12 protein-coding genes are annotated in these 13635 nt (G+C 71.5%); 6 read left to right on the forward strand and 6 right to left on the reverse strand.

Annotated features, from left to right (window positions below):
* Positions 1–31 precede the first annotated feature (31 nt).
* Positions 32–628, forward strand: coding sequence for a histidine phosphatase family protein (locus tag ACIOKD_RS26750; RefSeq protein ID WP_402088915.1), 597 nt, complete (start codon positions 32–34; stop codon positions 626–628).
* A gap of 11 nt (positions 629–639) precedes the next feature.
* Here ACIOKD_RS26750 and ACIOKD_RS26755 read toward each other — a convergent pair whose 3' ends face one another.
* Positions 640–2166, reverse strand: coding sequence for a hypothetical protein (locus ACIOKD_RS26755; RefSeq protein ID WP_402088918.1), 1527 nt, complete (start codon positions 2164–2166; stop codon positions 640–642).
* A 276-nt stretch (positions 2167–2442) separates the two neighbouring features.
* Between ACIOKD_RS26755 and ACIOKD_RS26760 the strand changes: the two genes are divergently transcribed.
* On the forward strand, positions 2443–2820 hold the full coding sequence (locus ACIOKD_RS26760; protein ID WP_402089295.1) for a hypothetical protein: 378 nt from the start codon (positions 2443–2445) through the stop codon (positions 2818–2820).
* 159 nt (positions 2821–2979) lie between these two features.
* Positions 2980–3870, forward strand: coding sequence for a spermidine synthase (locus tag ACIOKD_RS26765; RefSeq protein ID WP_402088921.1), 891 nt, complete (start codon positions 2980–2982; stop codon positions 3868–3870).
* A 119-nt stretch (positions 3871–3989) separates the two neighbouring features.
* Here ACIOKD_RS26765 and ACIOKD_RS26770 read toward each other — a convergent pair whose 3' ends face one another.
* A complete protein-coding gene (locus ACIOKD_RS26770) occupies positions 3990–4541 on the reverse strand; it encodes a hypothetical protein (protein ID WP_402088923.1) in 552 nt (183 codons plus the stop codon).
* Positions 4542–4651: 110 nt separating this feature from the next.
* Here ACIOKD_RS26770 and ACIOKD_RS26775 point away from each other — a divergent pair, with 110 nt between their 5' ends.
* From ACIOKD_RS26775 to ACIOKD_RS26785, 3 genes are all read left to right on the forward strand, one after another.
* Positions 4652–5383: a response regulator transcription factor gene (locus ACIOKD_RS26775; protein WP_402088926.1), complete on the forward strand. Its 732-nt coding sequence runs from the start codon at positions 4652–4654 to the stop codon at positions 5381–5383.
* The gene (locus ACIOKD_RS26780) at positions 5380–6783 is read left to right on the forward strand and encodes a sensor histidine kinase (protein WP_402088928.1); all 1404 of its coding nucleotides are present in this window, start codon (positions 5380–5382) and stop codon (positions 6781–6783) included. Before ACIOKD_RS26775 ends, ACIOKD_RS26780 begins: the two co-directional genes overlap by 4 nt.
* Positions 6784–6884: 101 nt before the next feature.
* Positions 6885–8378, forward strand: coding sequence for a cellulose binding domain-containing protein (locus ACIOKD_RS26785; RefSeq protein ID WP_402088931.1), 1494 nt, complete (start codon positions 6885–6887; stop codon positions 8376–8378).
* Between the two features lie 202 nt (positions 8379–8580).
* Here the strand turns inward: ACIOKD_RS26785 and ACIOKD_RS26790 are convergent, their stop codons facing one another.
* The 4 genes from ACIOKD_RS26790 to ACIOKD_RS26805 form a co-directional block, all read right to left on the reverse strand.
* Positions 8581–10011: a GH1 family beta-glucosidase gene (locus tag ACIOKD_RS26790; RefSeq protein WP_402088934.1), complete on the reverse strand. Its 1431-nt coding sequence runs from the start codon at positions 10009–10011 to the stop codon at positions 8581–8583.
* Positions 10012–10206: 195 nt separating this feature from the next.
* The gene (locus ACIOKD_RS26795) at positions 10207–11127 is read right to left on the reverse strand and encodes a carbohydrate ABC transporter permease (protein ID WP_402088937.1); all 921 of its coding nucleotides are present in this window, start codon (positions 11125–11127) and stop codon (positions 10207–10209) included.
* Positions 11124–12152 (reverse strand): carbohydrate ABC transporter permease, encoded by a 1029-nt coding sequence (locus ACIOKD_RS26800; RefSeq protein ID WP_402088940.1) that lies wholly within the window; start codon positions 12150–12152, stop codon positions 11124–11126. Before ACIOKD_RS26800 ends, ACIOKD_RS26795 begins: the two co-directional genes overlap by 4 nt.
* Complete coding sequence (locus ACIOKD_RS26805; RefSeq protein WP_402088943.1) at positions 12149–13471, reverse strand: ABC transporter substrate-binding protein; 1323 nt, start codon at positions 13469–13471, stop codon at positions 12149–12151. Before ACIOKD_RS26805 ends, ACIOKD_RS26800 begins: the two co-directional genes overlap by 4 nt.
* Between the last annotated feature and the right edge of the window lie 164 nt (positions 13472–13635).

Raw genomic sequence — 13635 nt, forward strand, 5'->3', positions numbered from 1 at the left:
CACCGCCCGAGTTTCCCCGAAAGGCCTTTTCATGGCACCGCGCATCCTGCTGGCCCGGCACGGACAGACGCAATGGTCGCTGTCCGGCAAGCACACCGGGAGGACCGACATCCCGCTTCTGGACGAGGGCAGACGCGGCGCGAAACTCCTCGGTGAGCGCCTGCACCGGGCACCGCTGGACGGGCTCCCCGGAGTGGAGGTCCTCACCAGCCCGCTGGCACGCGCGCGTGAGACGTGCGAGATCGCCGGCTTCGCCGGCCGGGCGACCCCCTGGGACGCGCTCATGGAGTGGGACTACGGCGCGTACGAGGGCCTCACCCCGGACGAGATCCGGGCCGACCGCCCCGACTGGCTGATCTGGCGGGACGGCGTACCCGGTGGCGAGACTCTCGCCGAGGTCTCCGCGCGCGCGGACGAGGTCGTCGAGCGGGTCCGCGCCGGGGAGCGTGACGTGCTGGTCTTCGCCCACGGCCACATCCTGCGGTCGATCGGCGCCCGCTGGCTCGGCCTGGACATCGACTTCGCGGCCCGCGTCCGCCTCAACCCCACGTCCCTCTCGGTCCTGGGCTGGGCCTACGGAGAGCCCGCGATCGAGACCTGGAACGACTGCGGTCACCTCACCCCGTAGCAGGACACGGCCTAGGCCGGTCGCGGCAGCGCCCCGTGCCGTTCCAGGAAGCCCGACACCCCCGACGCGCGGCGGTGGGGCCGCAGGACCCTGGCCGTCCCCGCCAGCATGGTCCGCACCCGGGACGACTGGACCTCGTCCAGCAGGTCCAGGACGCGCAGCCCGGCCGCGGCGGCCTCGTCGGGGTACCCGGCGCGGGCCAGGTCGTCGGCGAGTTCGGCCGTGTACAGCGCGAGGTTGCGGGTGAAGTGCGGGTCCTGGAGCCGGGTCGCCCGGCGTGCCTGGTGGGCGGCGCGCTGCCAGTCGCCGAGCGTCGACCAGCACTGCGCCTCCAGGCCCGCCAGTTCGGCGTCTCCGTAGAAGCTCATCCACTCCGGATCGGCGTCACAGGGGCCCCGCCCGTACAGGGCCTGCGCCCGTGTCAGTGCCTGCTCGCAGCCCGTCCGGTCGGCCAGCCCCGCCCAGCCGCCCGCCTCGCGCAGCGCGAGCAGCGACAGGAGCCGGGCCGAGCCCAGGGGGCGCGCCGCGTACTGTGCGGCCTGCGCCGCCCGTACGGCCTCGCGAGGCCGTCCCGCGTCCCGGGCGAGGAAGGACGTGTTGCAGAAGGCGTGTGCCTCCAGGGCCGGGTCCCTGGCCACCCGGGCCGTCGCGAGCGCCTCCGCGTAGTGCGAGCGGGCGTCGTCGAACCGCCCCGAGTCGTGCGCCAGCCAGCCGACCGAGATGGCCAGTTCACCGGCCCCCGTGTGCAGCCGCTCGGTGGTCGCCCGCCGTGCGGCGCCGGCGTCCAGCAGGGCGTACGCGGCCCGCAGCGGAGCCGCCGCCCTCCGGTACAGCCCGTCGGCGCCGTGCCGGTCGTCCAGCACGCGGATCCTGCGGACGGCCTCTTCCAGCGCCCCCGCCTCGGCTTCGCCGGCGCGGCGCACGGAACGCGGCGCGGCCTCGGCCGTGCCGCCGAACGCGAGCCCCCAGGGGCCCAGTGAGGCGGTCGCCACCGTGGCGGTACCGCCGCTCATGAATGCGCGACGTTGCACGTCGCTCTCCTCGTCGTTCTGATCGCCGTGGTTCTGGTCGTCGATCTCGTGCGGGTCGTCGATCTTGTACGGGTCGTACGACGCACACGGGTCGTGTGTCGTTACACACGGCTCGTACGCCCCGTCCGTCTCGTGCGGGGCGGACAGCGGGCTCGTGGTGTGTGGAGCGGGCGCCACCTCGGCGGTGCGCGCCCCCCGCCCGCGCACCGCCGAACGGGGCACGAACCCCAGGTCGGCCAGTGTCCGGCCGGGGAACATGTGCAGGAACACCCGTTCGTACGCGTAGTTGGGACAGCGGATCTCGCCCGCCTCGACCCGCCCGATGTAGCGCGCGTCGCAGCTGACCCGTTCGTCGATCTCCCGGGCCGCCCGCCGCACCGCGGCGGCGAACTCGCCCGGCGAGCGCTGTCCGCGCAGGCGCCGGAAGACGAGATTCGGCCGTGGCGGCCGTGGCGGCCGAGGTGGCCGAGGTGACTGGGACGACGAGGTCATCGGTGACGACGCCATGGCCGGGCCCTCTCTCGCGAACCGTCGAACCATGCCGGAATCGGGCCGAGTTGATCATGTGCGCGATCGAGCCGTACCCGTGTTTCCGGCGGGCACGAACGTACTCGCTGTGATGAGTCCGTCACGCGGTGTTTGGCTACAAAACGGATATCTCATCCCTGATCTGCCATGAACTGCCATCCTTTGCGGCCGAGTTTCGCCGTAGCCGTTGACGCGGTGCGGCGTTGAACCATGCGGTGTGCTCGATCGAGGAGGGGTTCCGTGGTGGAGGCCAGGATGGAGACCAGGCAGAGCGAAGGCCGCGGGGACCCTTGCGACCTCGTCACCGTGCCCGCCCGGCAGGGGCTGGAGGCCGTCGACATCCTGCGAAGGGGCGCTCCCGCCGAGGGGGTCGGGCCCGTTCTGCACGACGACAACTGCGACACCCTGGGGTTTCTCGTGCCGCCCGGTACGGCTTCCGCCTGGGACGTCCCGGGCAGTACGTGTACGCGGACCGACGGGCGGGGGGTCCGGCCGGCGCCCGAGCCGCCCGTCGAGGGGTCGGACTGGCTGCTGCCGCCGGGGGAGGCGGAGCCGGCCACGGACCCCGCGGTGTTGCGGGCGGCGTTGGGGGAGGCGGCCCGGTTGATCGAGGCCGCGGACAACTGCCGTTGAGGTGGCCGCAACTGCCGTTGCGGTGGCCGGGAGGGGGCGGGTGGCTTGGGGTGCGTGTTGTGTGCGGGTCGGTGGGGGCTGGTCGCGCAGTTCCCCGCGCCCCTCGGGTGGGATGGTGCCGAGGCGGCTTCTTCTGCGCGGCCGACCGATAATGAGGAGATGGCCAGGGCGAAGAACAAGCGGGCGGACGACAAGCGGGCCGGGGGCGGGCGTGGGGCTGCCCCAACCGTCGTCGAAGAGGTGGACGGGGGGCTTGCCGAACTGCTGCCCGATCGGGAGCGGACGCGGGGCTGGACCCTGCTCATCGACGGGGCGCCGCAGTCGTATGTCGACCTCGACGATCCGGCGTATCTGGGCTTCGAGTACCAGCGCCGCCTCGGGCACGTCATCGACCTCGTCGCCCCGCCCGGCAGACCCGTGCACGCCGTGCACCTCGGCGGTGGCGCCCTCACCCTCGCCCGGTACGTGGCCGCGACCCGCCCCCGCTCCACCCAGCAGGTCGTCGAACGGGACGCGGCGCTCGTCCAACTGGTCCGGCGCGAACTGCCGTTGGACCCCAGCGCCCGGATCCGGGTGCGGTCCGTCGACGCACGCGAAGGGCTCGCCAAGGTGCCGGACGGCTGGGCGGACCTGGTCATCGCGGACGTGTTCAGCGGGGCGCGCACGCCCGCGCATCTGACGTCCGGGGAGTTCCTCACCGAGGTGCGCAGGGTCGTGAAGGCCGGTGGTCTGTACGCCGCCAACCTCGCCGACGGCCCGCCCCTGGCGCATCTGCGCGGCCAGGTCGCCACCGCGGCCGGCGTCTTCCCCGAACTCGCCCTCGTCGCCGACCCCACGGTCCTGCGCGGCAAACGTTTCGGCAACGCGGTCCTGGTCGCCTCCGACCAGCCACTGCCCGTCGCGGAACTGACCCGCCGCGCGGCCTCCGACCCCCACCCGGTCAGGGTCGAACACGGCAGGACGCTGCGGGACTTCACCGGGGGAGCGACCCCGGTGACGGACGCGTCGGCGGTGGCGTCCCCGGCACCCCCGCCGTCAGCTTTCCGGTAGGCAGAAACAGCCGGCCCCGCCTTTCAGGGGCGCGGGGCTTTGTCATGGTGCGGCTCCGCCGCATGGGCGCGACCAGTCCCCGCCGGATCCGCAGCCGGAGTCAGCACACGCAGCAGCCCTCAGTAGTCGTTGACTTCGACCCGCGGCGCCGAGTCATGCCACGTACAGAACACCGACACCCGATCGGCCCCGGACGAGAACTCCACCCGAATCCACGTCTCCGTCTTCCACACCTGCATCGACCACCCCGACGCGGGCGTCGCGGACACCAGCGACGCCGACGACGTCCCGAGGGCGAAGACGGCCCGCCCCCCGTCGGTGTCGTAGCTCTTCACCGCACCGGAGGCCCCCGCGCTCGGCGAGGCGGCGGTCACCGGTTTCGAACGCGACGGCGACGGCGAAGCCGAGGACGCGGCCGGAGCCGTACCGCTCGCACGCGGCGACCGGCTCTTCGACGGCGAGGCCGCCGGCCCCGGCGGGGACTCCGGGCGACTCGTCGAGGACGACAGCGGTTTCGCCCCCTGCGTCGTCCCGTCCGCCGCGATCGGCAGCGCCCGCGGCGGATCGTAGGCCGTCCCGGTCATGACCGTGTGCACCCCCCACCACGACAGCGTGACCGCCGCGCCCGTGGCGAGCGACCAAGCCAGTACGTGTACGAGTCCTCTGCGCATCGCGGGCCATCCTGCCCCACGAGCCCCGTCCGTGTCCCGTGTGCCCGCCGTCCCGGCAGTTGTCCACAGGGCCAGGACCCGGTTCCGCGGATTGGCGTACGGTGCGGGCCATGGCAAGTGTGCTCGTGGTCGAGGACGACCAGTTCGTACGCTCCGCCCTCATCCGGCATCTGACCGAGGCCACGCACACGGTGCGCAGTGTCGGTACGGCCCTTGAGGCGCTGCGCGAGGTCGCCCATTTCCGTTTCGACGTCGTGATCCTGGATCTCGGCCTGCCCGACCTGGACGGGTCGGAGGCGCTGAAGATGCTGCGCGGCATCACCGACGTGCCCGTGATCGTGGCGACCGCGCGGGACGACGAGACGGAGGTCGTCCGGCTGTTGAACGACGGCGCGGACGACTACCTGACCAAGCCGTTCTCGGTGGAGCACCTGTCCGCGAGGATGGCGGCGGTCCTGCGCCGGGCCCGGTCCTCGCCCTCGGAGCCGCCGCCCTCGCCCCAGCTCAGGGTCGGCGGCCTCGCCATCGACCCGCTGCGCCGCCAGGCCGAACTGGACGGCGTACGACTCGACCTGACCCGGCGCGAGTTCGACTTGCTGGCCTTCCTCGCGGGGCGGCCCGGTGTCGTCGTGGCGCGCAAGGAGCTGCTGGCCGAGGTGTGGCAGCAGTCCTACGGGGACGACCAGACCATCGACGTCCATCTGTCCTGGCTGCGGCGGAAGCTGGGCGAGACGGCGGCCCGGCCGCGCTATCTGCACACCCTGCGCGGGGTCGGCGTGAAGCTGGAGCCGCCGGGCCAGGGCGGGCTGCGCGGACCGGCGGGCACGGAGCCGGCGCGATGAGGTGGGCGCTGGTCAAGGTCTGCGTGGCCGTCACCACGATGGTCGTGGTGGCCTTCGCGGTCCCGCTGGGCCTGGTGATCAGGGAAATGGCGAGGGACCGCGCTTTCTCGAACGCCGAGCGGGAGGCGGCGGCCATCGCCCCCGCGCTCTCGATCACCACCGACCGGGCCGAGTTGGAGCGGGTCGTCGCCTCGGCCGCGTCGGACGCGGGCATGGCCGTGCACATACCCGCCGGCGGGAAGCAGAGGGCCGTCGACATCGGGCGGCAGCGTGCCGCCGACAAGGACATCGCCACGACCCGGAAGCTGGGCCGGGCCTCCACCACCGAAGTACCGGGCGGCTCCACGCTGTTGCAGCCCGTCGCGCTCAGCTCGGGCGAGATCGCGGTCGTCGAGGTGTACGTCCCCGAGGCGGAGGTCACCAACGGCCTGGGCACGGCCTGGGCCGTCCTCGCCGGGGTCGGGGTCGCGCTCATCGTCGGCTCGGTCGCGGTGGCCGACCGGCTCGGCGTCCGGATGGTGCAGCCCGCGCAGCGCCTCGTGGAGAGCGCGCACGAGCTGGGGGAGGGGAAACTGGGCGCGCGCGTGCCCGAGGAGGGACCGACCGAGCTGCGGCTCGCGGCGGTCGCCTTCAACTCCATGGCCGACCAGGTCGTCCAACTCCTGGCGAACGAGCGGGAGCTGGCGGCCGACCTCTCGCACCGGCTGCGTACGCCGCTCACCGTGCTGCGGCTGAACGCGGCCTCGCTCGGTGACGGGCCCGCCGCCGAGCAGACCCGGGCCGCCGTCGCCCAGCTGGAGCGCGAGGTCGACACGATCATCCGCACGGCCCGGGACGCCAAGCCGCAGACCGCGGCGGTCGGCGTGGGCGTCGGATGCGACGCGGCCGAGGTCGTCCGGGAGCGCATGGACTTCTGGTCGGCGCTCGCCGAGGACGAGGGCCGCAAGGTCCGGGTGGCCGGTGTCGACCGGCCCGTACGGATACCCGTGGCCCGCGCCGAGCTGGTCGCCGCGCTCGACGCGCTGCTCGGGAACGTGTTCCGGCACACGGCCGAGGGCACGGCCTTCGCGGTCGACGTGCACAACGGCGAGGACGCGGTGATCGTCCTCGTGTCGGACGCGGGCCCGGGGATAGCAGACCCGCGGGCCGCGATGGCGCGCGGTCGCGGCTCCGGCGCCGACGGCTCGACCGGACTCGGCCTGGACATCGTGAGCCGGCTCGCGGAGTCGACGGGCGGGGACGTGCGGATCGGCCGTTCCGTCCTGGGAGGCACCGAGGTCAGGATCTGGATCCAGCTGGACGGGCGCGAGCCCGAGCGGCGTGGTCACCGGGGCTCGGTGCGACGGCGCCGGCCCGCCCGATCGGTTGCGACCTTTAACCGTTCCCGATCCCTTCCTTAAGCGCACCCTAAGAACCACAAGCCACGTCCGGATCAGGTGTTTTGCCGGTTTCCGGCTCGCTAGCGTGCTGCCGCAACCCCACCTCGGAAGGCAGGCACGCGATGAGTACGCACCGGCGCACGGCCAGTGGCAGGAACAAGGCGGTGGGTGGCGTGGTCGCCGCGGCCGTGGTCGGCGGCGGAGCGCTCATGTTCTCCGGTACGGCTCAGGCGGCGGGCGTCGGTGCCGCGTACACAAGGACCAGCGACTGGTCGACGGGCTACACCGCCCAGTACGTCGTGGCCAACGACAGCGCCGGTGCGAAGACGGACTGGACGCTGGAGTTCGACCTGCCGTCGGGCGCCGAGCTCAGTTCGCTGTGGAACGCCGAGTCGAAGGTGACCGGTCGGCACGTCACCGTGAAGCCCCCCTCCTGGGACAAGGACGGGCTGGCCAAAGGCGAGACGGTGACCGTCGGCTTCGTGGTGCGGGGCTCGGGCGACCCGACCGGCTGTCTCGTCGACGGCGCCAAGTGCTCGGTGGACGACGGCGCGACACCGGAGCCCACCGGCCGCCCGACGCAGACCTCGCCCCCATCCCCGTCACCCGAACCGACGAAGGCCACCGCGACCCCGACGGCCACGCCGACCGCCACGGCCACCGCGACCAAGAGCCCGAGCGTGACCCCCACACCCTCCGGGACCACCGGCAGCGGCACGGCCACCACCGCCGGCTTCGCGCCCTACGTCGACACCTCGCTCTACCCCGCCTTCGACCTGCCGGCCCACTCCGCGGCCACCGGCGTGAAGGAGTACAACCTCGCCTTCGTCACCGACGGCGGTGGCTGCACCCCCAAGTGGGGCGGGGTGACGGACCTCGGCGGCGACGCGGTCGCCGCGCAGATCGGTGCGCTCCGGGCCGAGGGCGGCGACGTCCGGGTCTCCTTCGGCGGCGCGGCCGGCTCCGAACTGGCGCTGAACTGCTCGTCGGCGGACGCCCTCGCGGCGGCGTACGGCAAGGCCGTGGACGCGTACGACCTGACGAAGGTCGACTTCGACGTGGAGGGCGGCGCGCTCCCGGACAAGGCGGCCAACACCCGCAGGGCGAAGGCGATCGCGAAGCTGCAGGCCGAACACCCGGGCTTGGACGTCTCGTTCACCCTGCCCGTCATGCCGGAGGGCCTCACCCAGGACGGCGTGAGCCTGCTCGCCGACGCCAAGGGGAACGGCGTCGCCATCGACACGGTCAACATCATGGCGATGGACTACGGACCGGCCTACAGCGACGACATGGGCACCTACGCCGAGCAGGCCGCCACCGCGACCCAGGCACAGATCAAGGGAGTGCTGGGCCTCTCCGACTCCGCCGCCTGGCAGGCGGTCGCCGTCACCCCGATGATCGGCGTCAACGACGTCGCGTCGGAGATCTTCAAGGTCGAGGACGCCACGCAGCTCGTGAACTTCGCCAAGGCGAAGGGGCTCGGCCGGCTCTCCCTGTGGTCCGCCACCCGCGACAAGCAGTGCGCGGGCGGCACCAAGCCCTCCGCCGACGCCACCTGCAGCTCGATCCTCCAGGACGCGAACGCGTTCTCGAAGGCCTTCGCCGCCTACAAGTAATCGCCTGCGGGCACCTCTTGAGCGGTATCCCCGAACGCCCCCGCAGGAGGTCATGCCCGCGCGGGGGCCGCGCGCCCCGGCCGGCCTTCCCCCCACCCGGCCGGGGCGCGCGTACACGCGTACGCGGGGCACGGCACTCCCCGTGCCGCGCCGTGCCGCGCCCCGCCCCCGCCCGCTTCCCCCCGGAGGGGCCTCTACTCGGTCACTCGACCGGGCTCACCGGCGGCAGCTCGCCGCTGCGGGCCGCCTCGCGGTACCACAGGGCGCTCGACTTCGGTGTGCGCGCCTGCGTCGCGTAGTCCACGTACACCGCGCCGAAGCGCTTGCCGTAGCCGTACGCCCACTCGAAGTTGTCCATCAGCGACCAGAGGTAGTAGCCGCGTACGTCCGCGCCCTCGGCGATCGCGCGGCGGACCGCGCGCAGGTGCCCGTGCAGATACGCGATGCGCTCCGGGTCGTGGACGCGGCCGTCCGGGTCCGGCTTGTCGTCGTAGGCGGCGCCGTTCTCCGTGATGTACAGCGGCAGGCCCGGCACCTCCCGCGTGTAGCGCATGATCAGATCCTGGAGGCCCGACGGGTCGATCGTCCAGCCCATCTCGGTGCGCTCACCGGGAGTCTGGTGGAAGGCCACGTCGTCCGCGCCCGGCCAGGGGGAGGACGAACTCGCCCCGTGGCCGTCCGCGCGCGGGCCGGACGCGTCCGGCTGGACCGCACCCACCAGCGTCGGCGTGTAGTAGTTCAGGCCGAGCGCGTCCAACGGCTGCTTGATCAGGGCGAGATCGCCGTCCCGTACGTACGACCAGTCCGTCACCGAGGCCGTCGCCGCGAGCAGGGTCTGCGGGTACGCGCCGTGCAGCATCGGGCCGTGGAAGATGCCGTTGGCCAGGTCGTCGATGCGCTGGACCGCCGCCAGGTCGGCCGGGTCCCGGGTCAGCGGCCTGACCACCGAGGAGTTGAGGCTCACCGCGACGGTGTTGCGGGCGGGCATCGCGGTGCGCAGGGCCTTGGTGCCCAGACCGTGCGCCAGGTTGAGGTGGTGCGCCGACCGCAGGGAGGCCTCCGGGTCGGTGCGGCCGGGGGCGTGCACACCGGACGCGTACCCGAGGAAGGCACTGCACCAGGGCTCGTTGAGCGTGATCCACTGCTCGACGCGGTCCCCGAGGGCCTCGCCGACGATCTGCGCGTACTCGGCGAAGCGCAGCGCGGTGTCGCGCTCGGGCCAGCCGCCCGCGTCCTCCAGCTCCTGGGGGAGGTCCCAGTGGTAGAGGGTGATCGCGGGCTTGATGCCGTGGGAGAGCAGCTCGTCGACCAGGCGGCGGTAGAAGTCGAGACCGCGCTGCACGGCGGGCCCGCGGCCCGTCGGCTGCACCCGGGACCAGGACACCGAGAAGCGGTACGCGGTCAGGCCCAGGTCTGCCATCATCGCCACGTCGTCGCGGTAGCGGTGGTAGTGGTCGTTGGCGATGTCGCCGTTCTCGCCGCCCGCCGTCTTGCCGGGCGTATGGCTGAAGGTGTCCCAGATCGAGGGCGTACGGCCGTCCTCCCGCACCGCCCCCTCGATCTGGTAAGCGGAGGTCGCCGCGCCCCAGAGGAAGGCGGGCGGGAAGGTCGCGGGCGTTTCGGGCTCGGGCATGGAAGCGCTCCCATGGGAGGAAGGTCGCAGGCGACCAGGGTGATGAGACCAGGCATGTGAGGTACCGAGGCTGAGGCTTATGAGGTACCGGGGGGTTGCGAGGTACGGGGCGTACCGGGCGTACGGGATGCGGGACGGGGGCGAGGCGGCGGCTCGGCCCCCTTCGGGCGTGCGTGCGGGTGCGGGCGTGGCGGGTCAGCCCTTGATCGCGCCCTGCATGATCCCGCCCACGATCTGCTTGCCGAACAGCAGGAAGGCGATGAGCAGCGGCAGGGTGCCGAGGAGCGCGCCCGCCATGATCACCGCCTGGTCGGGCACATAGCCCGTGCCGAGCGAGTTGAGGGCGACCTGCACGGTGGGGTTCTGCTGGTTGAGCGCGATGATCGGCCACAGGAAGTCGTTCCAGGCCATCACGAACGTCAGCAGTCCGAGCACGGCCATCGCCGGCCGCGCCGCCGGGAAGACGACGTGCCACACGATGCGCAGACTGCTCGCGCCGTCGACCCGCGCCGCCTCGATCAGCTCACTGGGCAGCGCCTGGATCAGGTACTGCCGCATGAAGAACGTACCGAAGGCGCTGACCAGGGTCGGCAGGATGACCGTCTGCAGCTGGTTGGACCAGCCCAGCTCGCTCATCCACAGATACAGCGGTACGACCGCGAGCTGCGGCGGGATCATCATCGTGCCGATGGTCAGCAGCAGCAGGACGTTCGAGAACCTGAACCGCAGTTTGGCGAAGGCGAAACCGGCGAGCGTGGAGAACAGGACCGTACCGACGGTGATGGTTCCGGCGACGATCGTGCTGTTGACCATCGCCGTGCCGAGGCCCCCCTCCTCCCACGCGCTCTGCAGGTTCTTGAAGAGGTTCCCGCCGATCCACAGCGGCGGCGGCGTCTCGGCGAGCCGCTGGTTGGTGCGCGAGGCCGCGACCACGGTCCAGAGCAGCGGCGCCAGCGAGACGAGGGCGAAGACCGCCAGGACGACATAGGTGAGGGGACCCGCGTGCATCTGTTTGCCCGCGCCCATCAGCCGGCGCCGTACCGAACCGTCCCGGCCGCTCTTCTCCGCCGGGCCCGACTGCGCCTGAGGGGGCGTCAATTCGCTTGTGGTGGTCATTGGGTCTTCCTCAGCCGTCGGGTGACCAGCAGGTTGATCGCGGCGACGAGCAGCAGGATCAGGAACATCGTCCAGGCGATCGCGGACGCCTTGCCGAGGTTGCCGATGATCCAGCCCTGGTCGTACATGTACAGGCCGAGCGTCTGGTACTGGTGCTCGGAGCCGCCCTTGGAGCCGCTGACCCCGCCGAACAGGAGCGGTTCACCGAACAGCTGCGTCGCGCCGATCGTGGAGACGACCACGGTGAACAGGATGGTGGGCCGCAGCATCGGGATCGTCACATGGCGGAACTGCTGCCAGCGGCCCGCGCCGTCCAGGGCCGCCGACTCGTACAGGTCGGCGGGGATCGCCTGCATCGCGGCGAGGTAGATCAGCGCGTTGTAGCCGGTCCACCGCCAGATCACGATCGAGGAGACGGCGAACTGCGAACCCCATGTGGACTCACGCCAGTTGATCGCGTCCACCCCGACGAAGTGCAGCAGCCAGTTGATCATGCCGCCGTCCCACGAGTAGAGCAGGACGAACACCAGGGTCGCCGCCGCCACCGAGGTGGCGTACGGGGTGAGCATCACGACCCGCCACAGGGTCGAGCCCCGCAGCTTGTAGTTGAGCAGGTGCGCGATGCCGAGCGCCATGAGCAGCTGCGGCACGGTCGAGATCACACCGATGGTGAAGGTGTTCTGCAGCGCTCCCCAGAAGAAGTCCGAGGACATCAGGTTCTGGTAGTTGTCCAGGCCGACCCAGGTCTGCTGGTCCAGGTTGGACAGCTGCACGTTGTGCAGCGAGTACCAGGCCGTGTACAGCAGCGGGATGAGCCCGAAGGCACCGAAGAAGATGAAGAAGGGGGCGATGAACGCGTACGGCGACGCCTTCATGTCCCAGCGGTACAGCCGGCTGCGCCAGGAGCCGGGGCCCGGGGGCGGTGTACCGCGACCGTGAGCACGGCGCGCCGCGCCCGGCTGGGAGCCGGGCGCGGCGTCGGCGCTCTGCGCGGATCGCGCGAGAGCCTGCTTGGAGCTGGTCACTGGCCGAGCACGTCCTTGATCTCCTTGGAGGCCGCGTCCCAGCCCTGGTCCGGGGTCTTGCCCTTCTGCTCGACCTGCAGGATGCCGATGTCCGAGATGGCGGTGTTGATCGGCTGGTCCTTGACGCCGAAGATCTGCGTCGGGATGGTCTTCGCCGAGTCGGAGAAGATCTGGGTGATCGGCGCGTCCGAGAAGAACGTCGTGGTGGCGGCCTGCGGCTTCAGGCTCGCGTACGCCGACGGGGTGGACGGGAAGCTCGCCTGCTTGCCGAAGACCTTCGCCTGCTGCTCGGGGGCGGTCAGCCACTTCGCCAGCGCGACGGCCTCCTTCTGGTGCTTGCCCGCCGTGGGCACACCGATGAACGAGCCGCCCCAGTTGGCCGCGGTGGGCGCCGCCGCCACGTCCCACTTGCCCTTGCCGGAGTCACCGGACTTCTCCTGGATGTAGCCCAGCATCCACGCGGGGCAGGCCACGGTCGCGAAGCCGCCGTTCGCGAAGCCCTGGTCCCACGGCTTGTCGAACTGCTTCAGCTTCGCCGACATGTTGCTGGTCGCCACCTCCATCGAGGCGTCCCAGGCCTTCTTCACCCCCGCGGACTTGTCCCAGACGACGTTCCCGTCCTTGTCGTAGTACCGCTCGCTCTCGCCACCGAGCGCCGCGTTGTAGACCGAGGAGGCGGAGTCCACGAACTTGGTGCCCTTGGGCGCCTTCTTCATGTAGTCCTTGCCGACGTCGACGTACTTCGACCAGTCGCCCTTCCACTGCTCGGCGAGCTTGACGCGGTCCGTCTCCAGGCCCGCCGCCTTGAAGAGGTCCTTGCGGTAGCAGACCGCCATCGGACCGATGTCGGTGCCGAGCCCGATGGTCTTGCCGTCCTTGGTGGTGGCCTGCGCCGTCTTCCAGTCCAGCCACTGGGACTTGTCGACGTCCTTGCCGAGGTCGACGAACTTGTCGCCCTGCGTCTGTACGGCTTCGGCGACGTTGCCGACCTCGATGGCCTGGATGTCGTCGGTACCGGCACCGGCCTGCAGACGGGTGAGCGTCTTCGGCCAGTACACGTCCGTACGAGTGGTGACGTTCTCCTTGATCGTGATGTCGGGGTTCTGCTTCTCGTACTCGTCGTAGAGGCCGGCCTGCTTGTAGCCGAAGACCCCGAAAGTGCCGATGGTCAGCGTGGTCTTGCCACCGCCGCTGCCACCGTCGGAGTCCGACGATCCGTCGTCCGAGTCCTCGGCGCAGCCGGCGAGCAGCCCCGTCGTCAGCGCGGCCACGGCCGCTAGGGCCATCAGCCTGCGGGACCCGCGGGTACTCGTGCGCATTGCGTCCTCCTGTTGCCTGACGTGCCGACCCCCCGGCCAACTGCGTTGTTGGGCCCGTTTGTTCATGCTGCGGCTCGGGCGGGGAACGTGCGGGATGTGTATGTGTCAGGTACTGTGGGAGCGCTCCCACAGGTGATGTGTTGAAGGTTCGTCGCTCGGCGCGG

Source organism: Streptomyces sp. NPDC087844, from assembly GCF_044742785.1.
Classification (GTDB): Bacteria; Actinomycetota; Actinomycetes; order Streptomycetales; family Streptomycetaceae; genus Streptomyces.

Excerpts from the sequence above, each read along its gene's own strand:
- ACIOKD_RS26795 (WP_402088937.1), bottom strand. The coding sequence starts at position 11,127 with ATGACCACCACAAGCGAATTGACGCCCCCTCAGGCGCAGTCGGGCCCG.
- ACIOKD_RS26785 (WP_402088931.1), top strand. The coding sequence starts at position 6,885 with ATGAGTACGCACCGGCGCACGGCCAGTGGCAGGAACAAGGCGGTGGGT.
- ACIOKD_RS26765 (WP_402088921.1), top strand. The coding sequence starts at position 2,980 with ATGGCCAGGGCGAAGAACAAGCGGGCGGACGACAAGCGGGCCGGGGGC.
- ACIOKD_RS26750 (WP_402088915.1), top strand. The coding sequence starts at position 32 with ATGGCACCGCGCATCCTGCTGGCCCGGCACGGACAGACGCAATGGTCG.
- ACIOKD_RS26780 (WP_402088928.1), top strand. The coding sequence starts at position 5,380 with ATGAGGTGGGCGCTGGTCAAGGTCTGCGTGGCCGTCACCACGATGGTC.
- ACIOKD_RS26755 (WP_402088918.1), bottom strand. The coding sequence starts at position 2,166 with ATGGCGTCGTCACCGATGACCTCGTCGTCCCAGTCACCTCGGCCACCT.
- ACIOKD_RS26760 (WP_402089295.1), top strand. The coding sequence starts at position 2,443 with ATGGAGACCAGGCAGAGCGAAGGCCGCGGGGACCCTTGCGACCTCGTC.
- ACIOKD_RS26805 (WP_402088943.1), bottom strand. The coding sequence starts at position 13,471 with ATGCGCACGAGTACCCGCGGGTCCCGCAGGCTGATGGCCCTAGCGGCC.
- ACIOKD_RS26775 (WP_402088926.1), top strand. The coding sequence starts at position 4,652 with ATGGCAAGTGTGCTCGTGGTCGAGGACGACCAGTTCGTACGCTCCGCC.
- ACIOKD_RS26770 (WP_402088923.1), bottom strand. The coding sequence starts at position 4,541 with ATGCGCAGAGGACTCGTACACGTACTGGCTTGGTCGCTCGCCACGGGC.
- ACIOKD_RS26790 (WP_402088934.1), bottom strand. The coding sequence starts at position 10,011 with ATGCCCGAGCCCGAAACGCCCGCGACCTTCCCGCCCGCCTTCCTCTGG.